This is a genomic window from Lentzea sp. NPDC037011, from assembly GCF_055607425.1.
The window spans coordinates 358,681-374,421 of sequence record NZ_JBVJRT010000006.1 but is presented as its reverse complement, the minus strand read 5'-3'; the positions used below and the strand labels follow the sequence as shown (position 1 = coordinate 374,421).

The 15,741-nt window shown below is 73.1% G+C and carries 9 protein-coding genes; all 9 read right to left on the bottom strand.

The features are described from left to right. Nucleotides 1-13: 13 nt before the first annotated feature. From ACZ7CH_RS20920 to ACZ7CH_RS20880, 9 genes are read right to left on the bottom strand one after another with little or no spacing between them, the layout of a single operon-like run. Complete coding sequence (locus ACZ7CH_RS20920; RefSeq protein ID WP_470374641.1) at nt 14-3,139, bottom strand: hypothetical protein; 3,126 nt, start codon at nt 3,137-3,139, stop codon at nt 14-16. Further along, nucleotides 3,136-4,098, bottom strand: coding sequence for a hypothetical protein (locus tag ACZ7CH_RS20915; RefSeq protein ID WP_360392011.1), 963 nt, complete (start codon nt 4,096-4,098; stop codon nt 3,136-3,138). The genes ACZ7CH_RS20920 and ACZ7CH_RS20915 overlap by 4 nt, the downstream gene beginning before the upstream one ends. Beyond that, a complete protein-coding gene (locus ACZ7CH_RS20910) occupies nt 4,095-5,006 on the bottom strand; it encodes a MoxR family ATPase (RefSeq protein ID WP_360392008.1) in 912 nt (303 codons plus the stop codon). Before ACZ7CH_RS20910 ends, ACZ7CH_RS20915 begins: the two co-directional genes overlap by 4 nt. Further along, entirely contained in the window at nt 5,003-6,229 is a 1,227-nt protein-coding gene (locus ACZ7CH_RS20905) for a toll/interleukin-1 receptor domain-containing protein (RefSeq protein ID WP_360392006.1), read from the bottom strand. The genes ACZ7CH_RS20910 and ACZ7CH_RS20905 overlap by 4 nt, the downstream gene beginning before the upstream one ends. Continuing rightward, complete coding sequence (locus ACZ7CH_RS20900; protein WP_470374640.1) at nt 6,226-8,298, bottom strand: DUF4231 domain-containing protein; 2,073 nt, start codon at nt 8,296-8,298, stop codon at nt 6,226-6,228. The genes ACZ7CH_RS20905 and ACZ7CH_RS20900 overlap by 4 nt, the downstream gene beginning before the upstream one ends. After that, nucleotides 8,295-9,368: a TRAFAC clade GTPase domain-containing protein gene (locus tag ACZ7CH_RS20895; RefSeq protein ID WP_470374639.1), complete on the bottom strand. Its 1,074-nt coding sequence runs from the start codon at nt 9,366-9,368 to the stop codon at nt 8,295-8,297. Before ACZ7CH_RS20895 ends, ACZ7CH_RS20900 begins: the two co-directional genes overlap by 4 nt. Continuing rightward, nucleotides 9,365-10,369 carry a phosphotransferase family protein gene (locus ACZ7CH_RS20890; RefSeq protein ID WP_470374638.1) on the bottom strand — a complete coding sequence of 335 codons (1,005 nt, stop codon included), beginning with the start codon at nt 10,367-10,369 and terminating at the stop codon, nt 9,365-9,367. The genes ACZ7CH_RS20895 and ACZ7CH_RS20890 overlap by 4 nt, the downstream gene beginning before the upstream one ends. Then, nucleotides 10,366-12,567: a hypothetical protein gene (locus tag ACZ7CH_RS20885; RefSeq protein ID WP_470374637.1), complete on the bottom strand. Its 2,202-nt coding sequence runs from the start codon at nt 12,565-12,567 to the stop codon at nt 10,366-10,368. The genes ACZ7CH_RS20890 and ACZ7CH_RS20885 overlap by 4 nt, the downstream gene beginning before the upstream one ends. Further along, nucleotides 12,564-15,719, bottom strand: coding sequence for a tubulin-like doman-containing protein (locus tag ACZ7CH_RS20880; RefSeq protein ID WP_470374636.1), 3,156 nt, complete (start codon nt 15,717-15,719; stop codon nt 12,564-12,566). Before ACZ7CH_RS20880 ends, ACZ7CH_RS20885 begins: the two co-directional genes overlap by 4 nt. Between the last annotated feature and the right edge of the window lie 22 nt (nt 15,720-15,741).

Sequence of the window (15,741 nt, the reverse complement as noted above, 5' to 3'; positions counted from 1 at the left end):
TCCAGGGTAGCGATCACACCGACCCGCCCTCCCACTGGTCACGCAGCGCAACCGCCGCGGCCAGCTCGTCCTCTGCCCGCTTGTGCCGCTGGTAGAGGCCTATCGCCTCCTCCAGCGCGGACAGGTCGCCGGTGGTGCGGGACCGGTCGACGAGCACACCGGCGAGCGCCAGGTCGAACCGTTCGGGTGATGCCTGCGCGGCCTGCCGGTACAACGACACCGCCTCGTCCAGGTCGCTCGCCGACCCGGTCCACCGCCACCGCCCAGCCAGTGCCGCGGCGTAGCGGTGGAGGTGGGCCCACTTGTTGGCGGCGTGGAGCCGGGCGGCCAGTGCCACCGCCTCCTCCACCGCGGACAGCGCGAGCTCCGGCTCCCCGGCCTCGCCCGCGCGTTCGGCGAGGTTGACCAGCACCTCGCAGAGCTCCGGCTCGTACTCGGCGCGCCGCACCTCGGCCAGGTCGCGCAGGATGGTCACGGCCTCCCGCACGTCGCGCAGGGCGTGCCCGGTGTTGCCGCTGCGCGCGCGTTGCCTGCCCAGGTTCGCGAGCGCGGAGGCGAGGGTGGAGCCCGGTTCGTCCCGGCGCTTGACCTGGAGCGTCCGCAGCCGCGACTCGGCCTCCTCGGCGACCGCCAGCGCCTGCTCGGACTGGTTCAGCTCGCCCAGCAGCCCGCTCTGCAGGACCAGCGACTCGCACAGGCCGGTGGTGTGCACGCGGGGTTCCCGCACCACGAGCCTGCGGTACCCGTCGGCGGCCTTCGCCGCTGTCGTGAGGGCCGCCTCCAGCAGACCGGCACGAGCCTGGCTGCGCGCCAGCCGCAGGTCCAGCGGCGCGTCGCGCTCCGGACTCGGCGCACCCTCCGACCGCAGGTGGCCGACCAGCGCCAGCTCCAGCCGCACCACGGCCGGGTCGAGGTGCACCTCGCGCTCGTCCGGTGGTGGCAGAGCGCCGTGGATGCGCTCCAGCAGCTCGGTGTCGGCGTTCGCCAGCGCCGTCATGATCGCCGCCGCGCCCGCGCGGACCAGCAGCTCCGGCCGGGAGTGGACGATCGGGTTGAGGAAGCCGGTGGCGAGCCGGCGGAACCGCGCCGACGCGTGGGCGAGCGCGGCCATCGAGTGCGGTTCGACGCCGGGGTCTTCCGGGAACGTGGCCGTCGCGATCGCATCGAGCAGCCGCACCGCCCAGGCCGGGTCGACGCCGAGATCGGCGTCCTGGTCCACCAGGACGCCCGCGAGCAGGTCGTCGGCGAGCTGGCACGGGCCGAGCGGGTCGAGCGCCTCCTGGTCGAGCGGGTAGAGCCGCTCGTACGCGGCGAGCAGCGGCCGCCAGTCGTGCTCGGCGTCGATCAGCTCGAAGTGCAGGCACAGGTCGCGGGCCGCGCCCACGTGCAACGGCCGCAGCAGGGTCGCGAGGAACACCAGCGCGGCCAGCTGCCCGTCGTGCTCGGGTGCCCGCCGGGTGCGGAAGACGTGCTCGTGCCGCAGCACCAGCTTCGCCGCACCCGCGTAGCCCCTCCTGGTCTTCCTGGTCAGCGCGTCCAGCGCCGCCGCCACCGCGACGAGCTCGACGTCGTCCTGCGACGTCCACGGACCGCGCAGGTCGCGGGCCGGGTCGAGGTCCGCCGACATCGCGTCCGCCATCACGTCGATCGCCCGCCGGTACAGCTCAGGGCGTTCCCGCGGCGGGTCGGCGTCGAGCCGCTGTGCCGCCCAGTGCACGTCGGCGGCCGGGAACGCCCGTGCGACCGCGTTCCACCACGACCCGGCGTCGAGCGACAGCAGCAGCACCCTGGTCCGCGCCGACCCGTCCAGCAGCGCCGCGAGCATGCCCCGCAGGTGCTGCGGGTGCCACGAGTCCGCGCGGTCCACCACGAGCAGGACGCCCTTCGGCCCCGGCTGCGGCTTGTCCGACCGCAGCCACTGCGCCGCCGCCGGGTCCTGCCGCCCGCGGAACACGTGCCAGCCCTCTCGTTCGCCCGCCGCCGCGATCTGGGTGGCCAGCCGGATCCGCTGCTCCTCGGTCCAGCCGTGCAGCAACCTGACCGCGCAGACCTCCTCCTGCGCCAACCAGCCGTGCAGCTTCGACAACGCGCCGGGGTCGGCCGGGATGGTGTCGAGCACCCTCGTCAGCAACGCCACCGGCTGGCCCGCCCGCGCCCGCTCGCCGGTCTCGAACCGCACCGGCTGCAGCCAGAACCGCGCCGGCTCGCCCTGGGCGCCCTCGACCTGCACGAGCACGGGCGAGGCCTGCACCCGGTCGCCGACGGCCTCGGGGATGTCGAAGACCCGGCCGTCCAGCGTGCGCAGCCGGACCGGGCCCGGTCTCACCGGCCGGAACGGCGGTGACTGCCCGATGAGGTGCCAGTCGCCCTCGCTGTTGCCGTACTCGACCAGCTCCACGAGGGGCGGCACGTGGTGCGGCAGCCGGATGGTGACCCCGCCGTCCACGCCCTCGCCCAGCACGAGCGCGCCGTCGTCCCAACGCACCCCGACGCACCGGCGCATGGTCGAGTCGTCCTGCCCGTGCGCCACCGGGATGAGGATCTCCTCGATCACCCGTGCGTCGACGTGCTCCGGCTCCGCGGTGATGTCCTCGGACCGCGTCCTGCGCGCGTTCAGCACGGCGTGCCAGCCGTCGGTGCTGCGCAACACCTCCCGCGGCAGCCGGTGCACCGCGTCAGCCACCCAGCCGGCCACGCCGTCGCGGCCCTGCACCACCATCGCCTTCGACGCGCGTCGCAGCAGCGCGCACGCGACGGTGAACCCCTCCTCGCCGCCGGTGCACGCGTGCCAGGTGACGTCCTCCTCCAGCGCCAGCGCGGGGGAGAGGTTGCGGTGGCTGCGCAACATGATGGCGCGCAACGTCTCCAGCGCCGCCTCGTCGTAGCGGGCGAGGCGGTCGCGCAGGAGGTCGAGCAGGTCCGAGCGCAACGCCACGACCTGCGGCTGGCGTGCCCCGACCCAGTCGCTGAACCAGAAGTCGGACTCGGCACCCACGTCGAGGTGGGGCAGCACGCCGAGGCGGACCGCCCTGACCAGCTCGGCCTCGATCCGGGTGGCGGTGCTCAGCGCGACGGCGAGCTGCACGTCCGGGGCGACGCTCGGGCGGTCCAGCTCCTCGCGGAGGCGCTCGCGGATCACGACGTCCGCCCCAGCGCCGCCCGCACCGCCCCGACGGTGGTGACCCGGTCCCAGCTCACGACCGGCATCAGCGAGGTCAGCCACCCCGGCCACCGGTCGCGCGGGAACGGCACGAGCGCGACCACCCGGCAGCGCCGGCGCCGCAGCCAGCGCACGTAGGGCTCCCAGACCTCCTGCTCGGCCCGCCCGCGACGGATGCCGAAGCCCGCGAGCACCAGCACCGCGCGGTCGGGAGCGGGGTGGCGGTGGCCGCGCTGCATCCGGCGCGGTGAGCCGGACAGCACGCTGACCTCGGTGAGGGAGGCGCCGATGACGCTGTTGACCACGCCGACCAGCGCCTGCTGGTCGCGCCAGAACAACGACATGCCCTCCGAGCGGTCCATCAGCACGTGGGCGCCGAAGCGCAAGGTCGGGTGGGCGAGGCGGGGCAGCTCGCTCACCGCCCGCGCCGACGCCAGCTGCTCGACCAGGGCGGGCACGTCGACCTCGGTGTCCGGCATCCGGCGGGAGAACAGGGCCTGCACCACCGCGGAGGTCGAGGCGCGGCGCAGCAGCGGTTCGTGCGGTGGCCGGCGCAGCAGCTGCTCCGGGCTCAGCACGGGCAGGTCCGGCACCGGCAGCCACGGGCGGTCCGGCTCGCCCTCGTCGTCCCACGAGACCTTCAGGCCCACCATGGGGTCCTGCTCCGTCCGGTACGACGGCGGCTGCTCGAAGTCGCCGAACCGCCTGCCGGTCTCCTCCGCCTCCGGCATCCGCGTTCGCACGTGCTCCTCCGGCGGCGGCAGGGGCTGCGGTTCCGGTGGCGGCGGGGCAGCGTCCTCGACGACCGGCGGTGTGCCGTGCTCGATCCCCAGCAGGCGCTCGATCTGCCGCACCAGCGCGGGATCGGGCTCCCGGCCCGGCGGCGTCTCGGCGGCGACCGCCCTGACGAGATCGCCCAGCCAGGCCGCCGCCGTCACGGCGACCACCCCGGCGCGGCACCGGTGCCCGCGTCCTTCTCGAAGATCATCTTCAGGATGGGGTCCAGGTCGAGGTGCGTCGTCGACTCGATGCCCTCGCCCAGGCAGGCCCGGATGGCGTCGATGAACTCGGCGGTGCTCGGCTGCCTGCGCTGGTCGGCGCGCGCCTGCTTGCGGGCGTCCTGGAGCTTCCGGATGAGGTGGTCCAGCGGGTACCTGCGGTCCCTGCCCACGTGGCTCTCGGCGATCTTGCGCAACGTCGGCTCGTCGTGCGGTTCCAGCTCGTGGACGACGCACCGCCGCACGAACGCCGGGGGCAGCTCGCGTTCCTGGTTCGACGTGATGACGATCAGGCACCGCGGGTCCGCCACCTCCCGCACCTCCCTGGCCTCGCTGAGGTCGGTCACCGTGAACAACCGGTCGGCCAACGGCACCAGCAGGCTGTTCGGCACGTCCGGGTCGGCCTTGTCGATCTCGTCGATGAGCACGACCGCGCCCGGCCGCCTGCGCTCGCCGGTGTTCCAGGACGGGTGCGGTTCCTTGGCCCGCTTGAACGTCAGGGCGCTCGCCCGGTCGAACGCCCACCACAGCACGCCCGGCGTGACGTAGTCGTCGTCCCGCCAGTCCCGCACCTTGAGCTGCGCGTCGCCGAGCCGGCGGACGCTGTCGAACGACCACAGCAGGTCCCTGGCCGAGGTGCGCGCGGTGACCACGTGCTCGTAGTAGCGCAGGTCGTCCCGGTAGGCGATGTTCTTGGCCAGGCTGGACTTGCCCGACCCCGGCGCGCCGAAGAGCAGCAGCGGCCTGCTCGTCGCGGTCGCCACCCGCACCGCGAGGTCCAGCCCCGGCGGCCGGACGTACCTCTTGCCGTCCGTCTCGACCTGCGTCGTGTCCGTTCCGGTGCTCATCGGCCCGCCTTCTCGATCCTCAGGACCTCGCGGATCTTGTCCATGGCCTTGTTCGCTTCGAGTTCTTCGCGGTGTTCGATCACGACGGTGCCGTAAGGACCGAGGTGCTGGTCGAACTTCTCACCGACGGGGTCGGTGCCCGGATCGACGACGAGCACCACCACCACGTCGGGCCACAGGTCCCGCACCGCTCGCGCGGTGTCCAACCTGGACCGGAGGTTGCGACCGGCCTCCAGCACGATGTAGTTCTTCGCGTCCTCCTCCCACTGGTACTGGTCGCCCAGGTGCAGCGGGATCTCGCTCGGGTCGCCGACCGGAACGTCCCCGCACGGCCGGACCTCGACGTTCTCCTCGTCCCAGCAGGTGGCCCGCCGGACCAGGTGCACGCCGGTGTCGACGCACACGCCGGGCCGCTGCGCCTTCGGGACCGGGTTGCCGGTGCTCAGCACGCACACCTGCGACGGCGTGTGGGGCGGGATGCGGCGGGCGAGCGACGACTCGATCCAGCTCGGTTCGATCAGCTCGGCCAGCATCGCCCTCGACTCCGGGCGCAGCCGCTTCACCAGGTCGTGCTTGAGGAAGACGAACAACGCCTTGACGACCTTGTGCAGCCGCGACTCGAGGATGCGGTAGGCGAGCCTCTCCCGCGGCAGCAGCGGCGGGAGGTCTCGCACGGGGTCGAACCTGCGCAACGCGTTCGCGAGCATCCGTTCGTCCTCGGGCAGGTAGTAGGCGATGCGCTGCACCCAGGACATCTCCTCCGGGGTGAGCGCGGCCATCACCTCCGTGCCCAGCAACGTCCCCAGCTCGTCGAGCACGACCTGGCCGTCGTCGCGGACCACGATGTTGTGCCGGTCCCGCACCAGTTCGGTGAACTCCTCGCACCCGGCCTCCTCGACGTCGGCGCGGGTGAGGCCGATCAGGACCGGGATGACCCGGAAGTCCCGGCCGCGGTCGATCATCTGCCGCGTCTCGCGCCTGACCCACTTGCTGCGCAAGGCGTTCTCGTCGAGCAGCACGACGCCGACGTTGCTCTCGTTGACCACCTCCCGGATCCGCTCCTGCCACCGGTCGCCGAGGTGGAGGAACTCCCGGTCGGCGCGCACCCGCCAGGCCGGCAGCGCGTCCCACTCCAGCAGCTCCTCCAGCAGCCGCGCCGCGACCCCCTCGGGAGCGGGCGAGGTGCTGTGGCTGATGAAGACGTCCCACCGCAGGTCGGTCATCGCTGGTCCTTTCCGGCCGCGGACGGGGTGAGCTGCGCCACCCAGTCATCGTTCTGCTGGGCCAGCACCCGCTCGCACTCCGCGACGAACAGGTCCTGCGCCGCCTCGTCCGGCTGGTCGGCCAGCGCGGTGAGCAGGCGGTGCAGGTCGGCCGCGGTGCGCCGGTACCGCACGACGAGGTGCTCGTAGCCGGTGAGCGTGATGTGCGCGGTGATGGCACCCGCGATCGTGGTGAACACACCGATCCACACCACGACGTGCCCGCCGACGACCGCGCCGACCGCCGCCAGCACCGTGGCGGCGACGCCGAAGCCGAACTCGGCGAGCCGGGCCCGCTTCAGGGAGGTCTCGTACCGGTCCGCCTTCGAGACGTGGTGGGCGATCTGGTCCTGCACCCGCAACCGGGTGTAGGTCGTGATGCCGGTGATCCCGGGCGACTTGGCAGCGGTCGCCGCGGTGGCGATCGGCAGGAGCTCGTCGACGTGCCGCCTCAGCCGCTGGTCCGCGTCAGCGCGCCGGTACGGGTCCGCGCCCGCGAGGTAGCGGCACACCTCGGACTTCAGCGACTCGGAACGCCGGCGCGCGTACGTCCACTGCTTGCGCTCCTCGGGTTCCAGCTGCTTGCGCATCCAGGTGCCGATCGCCACGACCGCGGCGGTGGCACCCGCGACGAGTGCCGCTGCCCAGCGCGGCCCGGTGGTGAGCTGGGCGGCACCGACCGCACCGACCGCACCGGACAGCAGGCAGCCCAGCACGATCAGCCGGAGCGCGACCACGTACCTCTTGTGCTGCCCGGCTTTGCGCGACCACGCCTCCTGCTCGGACCACGCCCGCTCGACGAGCCTCGCGTCCACCGGCGGTCTGGCCGGCGGCGGTCCCACCGGTTCCGGCGGCAGGTGGTGGATGCCCTGCTCGGCCCGCCAGCGCCGGGCGAGAGCCCGGTCGAACCCGGTGACACCGCGGGACTCCAGGTAGTCGACGATGAACGCGACGAGCGTGCGCGGCACCGCCACGTCCTCGACCCAGGCGAGCACCTGGTGGTCCACCGCCGAGGCGTCGAGCGCGTCGAGCAGCCTGGTCAGCCGTTCCAGCCGCCGGTGCAACGGGTCGTCGCTGTGCAGGATCCCGGCCAGGGCGTCGCCGTCCACCACCGCGACCGCGGGTCTGCGCGGTCCGGTCCTCGGCAGGCCGGTCACCTCGGCCGGCGCGGTGGGCCCGGCCGGCTGGAGCGGCCGGGCCGGTGCGGGCGCCTCGTGCCGGTCGGCCACCTCCACCACCTCCACCACCTCGGTCACCGGCTCGTCCGGCACCGCCGCGACCGCCGTGGTGGCCGCCGGCACCTGCTGGCCGTTGAGCATCGCCCGCGCCTGCTTCGTGGTGTGGTCGCCGGACCGCACGTCGTCGTTGACGTCGATGCGCACCCGTCCCTCCTGCGGTTCGACCAGCGCGGTCGGCCGCTCGGCGAGGAACACGACCCTGGGCAGGTTCGGCTTGTCCTCGTCGCTCTTCTCGTAGGTCGAGAACGTCCACTCCTGCTCGGGCCACAGCGACCGCAGCCGCCAGACCACCGGCAGCCGCAGCTCCTCCGGCACGCCGATCACGCTGAAGGAGCTGTCCGGCCTGGCCAGCACCGCGGTGGCGATCGGCACCAGCACGGGATCGTCCAGCTCGAACGGCCGGGGGCCGGGGAAGTCGGCCGGGTCCGGCTTCGGCAGCTGGAGGCTGACCGGCCTGTGGTCCAGCCAGCGGTCCCACCCGACCAGGCGCGGCAGCAGGTCGTTGATCGCGGCACGGTCCCCGATCACCGCGTGCGCCACGTTGCGCCCCACGTCACCGGGCTGACCGGAACGGCGGACCAGCGCCGCGGTGCCGTCCGCGAACGCGACGTGCGTGAACGACGCGCGCGGCGGTGGTTTGCCGCCCGGCTCGCTCAGCAACCGCGCGTAGAGCATCAGCTTGCCGTCCCAGTCCTGCCAGCTGTCGTTGTCCCGCACCGGGAACGACGCGGAGTACAGGCTCATGCCCTTGCGCTCGTCCGGTGCGAAGACGAGTTGGTCGAGGTCGCTCACCTGCCCACCTCCGCCGCTTGCGGGTGCGCGACCAGCCCCGCCATCGCGAGCAGCGCGAGCAGCGGCCGCAGCACCCTGGCCGGCCGGACGCCGCGGGGGAACGTGTTGTTGTCGTCGGCTTCGGCGCCGGTCGCCGACACGACGTGCAACGTGCTGCGGTGGAACCGCTCGAACACGTCGAGCATCGGCCTGGCCTCGTGCCGGTCCAGGAACGCGTAGACGTCCCTGCTCTCGGCGCGGAACTGGGCCGCGTCCAGCGGTTCGCGCAGGTCGTCGCGGCGGATCCAGTGATCGATCGGAGCCTCGTAGCGCAGCTCGTCCGCCTTGGTCAGCACCACGGCGACGGGCAGGTCGCGCGCGTCCTCGCGCCGCCCGATCCGTTCCAGCGCACCGGAGAACGCCGGGTTCGTGCTGACCCGGCCCGCGCCGTGCAACGCCGGCACCGCGCCGGCCGGGTGGTCGACGAACATCAATGCCGTGGCGCCCAGCACGAACTGGCCGCCCAGCCCCTGCGGCCCGGACGTGACGAAGTCCTCACCGGCCACGTCGAAGAACACCAGCGGCCTGGTCGGTCCATTGTTGCTGCGCAGCAACAGGTACGTGGTGACGTCCTCGTTGAGGAACTCGGTGGCCTCCAGCTTGTTGCCGAGCATCAGCTGGTCGATCTCGCGCTGGAACGCCGAGTGCCGCAGCTCGTCGGCCGGTTCGAAGACGAGGCCGTGGTGGCGCAGGTCGCCGCGCAACGCCTCGTGGATCATGCTGGCCAGCAGGTGCGTCTTGCCCGACCGGCTGCGCCCGACCAGCCCGATGACCACCGGCGTGCCGTGGTCGCGGTAGGAGACGGGCAGGTAGTGCTCCTTGTTCTCCTTGCTGGTGTTGGGGCACCGCACGTAGCAGCGCGCCCGGCGGTCCTGCTTCTTCACGGGGTTGTTGATGTGCGAGAGGTCCGCGCGCACCCAGCGCGCGCCACTGCTGTCGACGACCCGCCGGTACAGCTCGTCGTCGCGCCAGGAGAACAGCTCCAGGCAGATCGGGCACTGCACGCGGGTGGACTCGGGAGGCGTCGTCATCGGGTGACCACCAGCGCCACGACCACCGCGACCGCGAGGAACACCAGCAGCGCCAACGGGAGCAGCGGGACCGGCTTGCGCTCCGGGCGGGGCGCGAACCGCCTGACCGGTGGTGGCGGCGGTGGCTGTTGCTGCCGGGGACCCGTCGCCTTGACCGGCCGCAGGGTGTCGAACCGGTCGTAGCCCGCCCGCATCAGCGCCGTCGTGTCCGTGGGCGGGAGGAGCGGGTCGCGGTCGTTGAGCCGCTCCAGCACCTCCAGCGCCGTCGGCCGGTCGGCGGGGCGTGCCGCGAACACCCCGCGCAGCAGGGTGGCCAGCTGCTCCGGCTGCGCGGTGAGGTCGGGCACCGCACCCAGCTCGACCCGTTTGCCGGTGACGAGCTCGTACACCATCCGGCCGGCCGCGCGGACGTCGTCGCCGGTGTGCGCGACGGAACCGTTGCGCGACAGGCCGGAACGGGTCGGCTCGCCGGGGTTCACCGCGTGCTCGAGGTTCACCAGCTGGGCGGTGGCGCCGTCCCAGCACAGCGACGCGAGCCCGACCGAACCGTGCACCAGGTCGACCGCGGCGAGGTGGGCCAACGCCCGGAACACGCCGACCATGAACCGGCGCCGCTCGTCGATCAGCAGCGTGCGCGGGCTGCCGTCGAGGCACTTGCCGACGTGCGGTTCCAGCAGGACGAACGGGGTGCTCGAGTCGAAGTCGTACCCGACGATCCTCGGCAGCTCCGGCACCGGTCTGGGATAGCGCGCGTGCAACCGGACCAGCGCCCTGATCTCGTTGTCCAGCAGCATTTCCGCGATCGACGCGTCCAGCGGGTTGCCGGTGAGCGGGAGCGAGCGGCGCAGCAACGTGGTGCCGTCGTGGGTCTTCACCCGGTGGGTCACCAGGGCCGAGTCGCCCGCGGGTTCCGGTTCCAGCACCCGCACCAGCCACGAGGCGGGGCGGCCTGCCGGGTCGCGGCCGGTCAGCGTGTCGAAGTTGGTGCCGGCGAAGGTCATCGCGGCTCTCCCTGCTCGTGCGGAGGTTCGGCGTGCTCGGTCACCGCGTGCACCCTGGACTCGACGTACCTGGCGAGGATCGGGGTCAGCCGCAGCGCCCCGACCGCGTCGCCCCTGGTGCGGACCACCTCGCCGGTGTCGGCGGGCGGCAGGTCCATGTCCGCGGAGGCGAAGTGCAGCACCACCGCGCCGTCGGCCTGCAGCAGCCGGATGTCCTCGGCCGCGCAGAGCTGGGTCATCCGGCTGCGTTCGGTGAGCAGGAGAACGCGCCTGCTGGCGTCGGAGCTGCGCCACAGCGTCGCGGCGAGCCGGCGGCGCGGTCCCTCGTCGGTCACGAACGGCGGCAGCTCGCGCAGCCCGGCGTGGTCGAGGTGGTCGTTGTAGCCGGACATCAGGTCCTGCGCCCGCAGGAAGGCGCGGTGCGAGTCGCCGGACAGCGGCATCTGCGAGGCGATCTCCTCGAACGACGGCCGCAGCACCTCCAGCGCGATGGCGACCAGGTCGTGGTGCAGCACGTCGGCCAGCCCCGCCGAGCTGTCACCGCTCAGGACCTGGCCGCCCTCCTCGCGCCGGTCGCGGATCACGTCGGAGAACACCCCGGACACCGCGTCCAGCCCGCCCGCGACCACCAGCAGCGCGTCCGCGAGCCGGCGGTTGCGGTCGGCGGGCAGCCACCGGTCCTCGATCGTCCTCGTCACCTGCTCGGTCAGCTGCCGGGTGAGCGCGGCCGCCCTGCGCACCGGCACCGCGGCCGTCCACGCGTCCACCGCCCGGTTCCAGCCCAGCACCACGGCGACGACCGCCGAGACGCCGAGCCCCGCCGCGACAGCGGCACCGGCGGCGGCGCCGGGGGACGGCACCGCGCGGAGGAACACCCCGGCGGTACCGCTGACCGCGGCGACGAGCGCGGTGACGGCGAGCTGCGGTCCCGCGGCGGGCGAGCCGGGCGCGCGGGCGAACAGCAGCGCCACCAGGAACAGCCACAGCACCGCGAGCCCCGCGGCGGGCCACCAGCTCATCCCCGGCAGCCAGGAGGCCAGCAGGCACGTCACGAACACCACCGGGAGCAGGTGCGCCATCGGCGTGGGCCACGGCCTGAACGGCGGCGGTGCGGTGAGCCCGCGCATCCACGTCGCGGCGTCGGCGTCCACGACCTCGCCGGTGACCGCGAGACTGCGCGTGGCGCCGAGCTGGTTGCCCAGCCCGCGGGCCTGGTCGGCGAGACCGGGCAACGTCCTGCCACCGGCGAGCTCGGTGGTGACCGCCTTGCGCAGCGAGTCCGCGAGCTCGACCGAGTTCACCGGCGCCGGTGACGGCAGGCCCTGCGCCACCAGCTCCGTCGGCGGCGGGTAGCCCTCGGCGAGGCTGGAGTCCACGTCCTCCAGCACCCGGCGCGTCAGCCCGTGGTACCTGGCCACCGCCTCGCCGGCGTCGGCGAGGCGGCTGAGCACCACCCGGTGGGTCCTGCCGGTGCCGAGCAGCCCACCGAGGCCGCGCAACGCGTCCACCGCCCGCGACGCCGCGGCCACCCGGTCCCGAGCCGCCGTCATCGCCTCGTGCAGCGGTGATCCCGGCAGCACCGGCACGGTCTCGCCATCGGTCGCCCCGCGCACCACGGACGCGAGCTCCGCGGACTCGCGGTCGTGCAGCCGCGCCGCCACCCCGGTCGCGACGAGCTGCCGCAACGCCCGCAGCTTCAACGCCCGCGTCAGTCCGGGCTCGACCGCCGCGTAGTCCACCGCGACACCGGGGTTCGCGCTCTGGTGCGGCATCCTGCGCACCTCCTGCAGCACGCGGTCGAACACCCCGGGGAACCGCAGCGCGGCGAGCAGGTCGTCCACGGTGGACTCACCGCGGCCGGCGCCGGGAGGCTGCGACCCGCCCTCCCACGGCACCCCCGGAGCGTCGTTCACCCACAGCGTCACGCCGACCCCGGTGAGCGCGGACGGCATGCGCAGCACCGGGCCGTCGCCGTGGTCGAGGGGACCGACCGCGACCAGCACGACACCGGTGACCTGCGGCAGCCGGGCCAGGCGCTCGTACCACTCCGGGTGCGTGCCCAGCGCGTCGGTGGTGTCGACGACGAGGACGCGGCTGGACGGGCCGAGCTCACCGGCGTTGCGGCGACGCAGGTTGGTCGCGTAGGACCGGCCCTCCGGCGTGCGGAGGTCGAGCGTCATCACGGGGTCGGGGTTCACGGGCGCAGCCACTCCGGGTCGCGGGCGACCCACTCGCGCAGGTCCTGCAGGTTGTCCTGCAACGGGTTGTTGACGCCGCGGAACGGCAGCCGCAGGGCGTTGGAGAGGGTGTCCTCCCAGAACTCGCGCAGAGCGTGCAGCCGGCGGATGCCGCTCTCGCCGGACCGCTGCCGCAGCTCCTCGTCGACCATGTCGAGCTCACCGGCCGCCATGCCGACGATGCGGTCGTAGAGGTTCGAGGGTTTCGACGGCCTGCTGTCCACCCCGTTCGGCGTCGAGGCGATCAGCTTGGCGCAGAAGTCGCGGCGGATCTGCTCGTCGTCGGTCAGCACCCACGCCTCGTAGGCCGACAGCACGCTGGCCCAGCTGGACATGCGGCCGAACGGTTCGAGCGGCAGCTTCATCGTGGCCTGCGCGCCCTCGCCGATCCGCACCAGGATCGCGGTGGGGGAGTCCTCGTCGCCCTCGACGGCGATCTGGTCGTTCCAGGCCGCGCACAGCAGGTGGTGCAGGATGCGTTCGCGGTGCTCGGGGATCGTGGCCAGGTAGCCGAAGTCGAAGCCGAGGCGTTGGCGCCAGCGCAGGAAGTCCTGCTGCTCCTCGTTCTTCAGGGCGTCGGACCAGTGCTTGAGGACCTCGCGGACCTCGGGCACCTCGGTGAGGCCCATGGAGCTGCGGAACAGCACGACGGTGATCGACTCGGCGGCGATCGGGCGGAACTCGACCACGGCGCCGGTGCGCGGGAGCGTGACCTCCTGCTGCAGGTACTTCTCCAGCTCGAAGTCCTTGGTGCCGGCGGGGTAGCTGAACAGGATGCGCATGCGGCCGGTGCCGCTGGGCGCGAACCCGCCGGGCACCAGACCGGCGAGCTTCTCCCGGAACTGCGCCAGCTCGTCGTCGCCGACCGCCACGCCGGGCTTGCCCGCCGCCGCGGCCAGGAGGTCCTGCAGCGCGGGCAGCAGGGCGCGGTGCTGGCCGTCGCGGTAGGAGAACAGGCGCTTCACCGCCTGCTTCACGCGGTCCTTGACGTGCGCCACCGCCAGGGTCGGCCCCCGGCCGTCGAGCACCATGTCGTAGGCGTGCTTCCAGCCCTCCTCCCCGAGGATCTCGGTGACGAGGTCGCCGGGGGTCGCCGTCGGGTGCAGCTTCCCGCCCTGGTGCACGTAGAAGTCGACGAACCGGCGCACGACGGCCTGGTAGAAGGGCTCCAGGTCACCCTGGCGCGGCAGCAGGTACGTGACGCCCACGCGCTGCTGGTAGAGCTCGCGGGCGCGGGCGGTGAAGCGGCGCTCGCTCTGCCGTGCGTGGTCCTCGAAGGCGTTGACCAGCGACAGGACCTGCTGCTGCACGGCCTTGAGCTTGAGGTCCCAGCGCACGGCCTGGTCGTTCCACGCGGCGTGCCAGACCCGGCGGGCCCGCCACGCGTACCACTCGTCCTGCCGGGCGAGTGCGGCGCGCACCGGCGGGTCGGAGAACTGCAGCTTGCGCAGGAACCTGCCCTTGATGTCGGCGGAGGCGGGCGGGTTCAGCGTCATCCCCGGCGGTGCCAGCGGTTCGCCGCGGCGCAGCTCCAGGATTCGCGCGAAGCCGAGTGCGCTGGCCTCGTCCGAGAGGCCGTCGTGGCCGTTCAGCACCCGGCGCAACCGGAACAGGTCGATCTCGCCCAGCAACGACTTCACCGCGCGGCCCGCGTCGAAGGTCTGCACCAGGTCCGGGATCTGCCGGGACAGCTGCTGGTCGAGCGTGCGCAGGCCGGACTCCATCGTCCTCGCGCGGGTGGCCAGCGCGCGGGTGATCGCCTCGGCGCCGGACACCGCGGAGACCTCGTTGATCGGCACGGGTGCCCGCAGCCGCAACGGGTCCAGGTTGGACTCGGTGAAGAACCGCTCGATGAAGGACGAGTTGTTCTCCGCCTGGCCGGAGCCCGGCTCGTCGAGCTCGTTCACGGCCGCGGCGAGCAGCCGGGCGCTGATGATGTCCGCGATGTCGTCGACCGGCACGGTCATCGACGCCACCGAGCTCGTCGACACACCCCGGTTGCCGATGCCGGTCGGTGCGGGCACCTCCCGCTCGACGGCGCTGTTGATGAAGCTGTCCGCGAACGACATGTACGTCTGCGCGATGGCCTGGCGGCCGCCGTCGCCGTCGGTGCCGAGGTCGGTGCCGATCAGGGACAGCACCAGCGACACGATGGAGCGGTGCAGGTCGTCGCGCTGCACCCCGGCGCCCTTGCCGAACAGGAACGCGGTCTGCACGGTCGAGGCCCGCAGCCGGATCTCCTCGCGGTCCGGGTACCGCACCGACAGCGTGCCGCTGATGCCGGAGCTGTCCAGCTCGGTGCCGGCGACCTGGGCGTTCTGGTCGTCGACGAGCCGGAAGAGGTCGAGCAGCGAGCGGCCCGCGTTCAACCGCGCGGCCCGTCCGCCGCCGAGGCCCTCGTCGAACGCGGACGGCATGAGCACCAGCGGGAAGATGCGGGCGCGGTAGTCCTGGTGCGCGAAGACGTCGCCGATGAGGTGCAGGAAGTCGAAGAAGATGCCGCTGCCGGTGCCGCCCGCGACCGAGAACGCCACGAAGACGTCGCACGACAACGACCTCTTGCCACCACCGAGCAGGGCGAGCTCACCGAGCGAGTTGTTGATCGCACCGACCGCCTTGCGCAACGGTGCCTGCGCCGCCGACGTGCCACCGCGGAACGTCTCGAACAACGCCGCCCTGCCCACTGTCGGCAGCTGCCCCGCGCCCCGCGCCAGCGGGCCGATCCGCGGCTCGCCCAGCGGGGGCGGCAGCCAGGTGTCGACGAGCTTCGGGGCGGCCAGGCGCAGGCTGCGCGCGACCTCGGGGTAGGTGTCGTGGTGCGGCACGAGCTCCCGGACGAGGTGCATCGTGCGTTCCGCGGCCGGCAGGTACTCGGGGTCGGGCACCACCCGGCGTTCCAGTGCCCCGAACTCGTCCTCCGACAGGTCGGCGTAGACGAACTGCAGGCACGACGGCAGCTGGTAGGGCAGGAAGTTCTTGCCCTGCATGCGGTGCTGCAGCTCCGTGCCGTCCGGGCCGCAGAGCTCCTCGCGGAGCCTGCGTTCGAGCTCGGCCCCGACGCGACAGCCGGTGCCACCCAGTCCGACGTACATCATGGGCTGGTAGATCTGCATCGTGGTCCTTCCGCTGCCCGCT

Coding starts and splice junctions, on each gene's coding strand:
- ACZ7CH_RS20890 (WP_470374638.1), bottom strand. CDS start 10,369: ATGACCTTCGCCGGCACCAACTTCGACACGCTGACCGGCCGCGACCCG.
- ACZ7CH_RS20910 (WP_360392008.1), bottom strand. CDS start 5,006: ATGAGCACCGGAACGGACACGACGCAGGTCGAGACGGACGGCAAGAGG.
- ACZ7CH_RS20895 (WP_470374639.1), bottom strand. CDS start 9,368: ATGACGACGCCTCCCGAGTCCACCCGCGTGCAGTGCCCGATCTGCCTG.
- ACZ7CH_RS20905 (WP_360392006.1), bottom strand. CDS start 6,229: ATGACCGACCTGCGGTGGGACGTCTTCATCAGCCACAGCACCTCGCCC.
- ACZ7CH_RS20880 (WP_470374636.1), bottom strand. CDS start 15,719: ATGCAGATCTACCAGCCCATGATGTACGTCGGACTGGGTGGCACCGGC.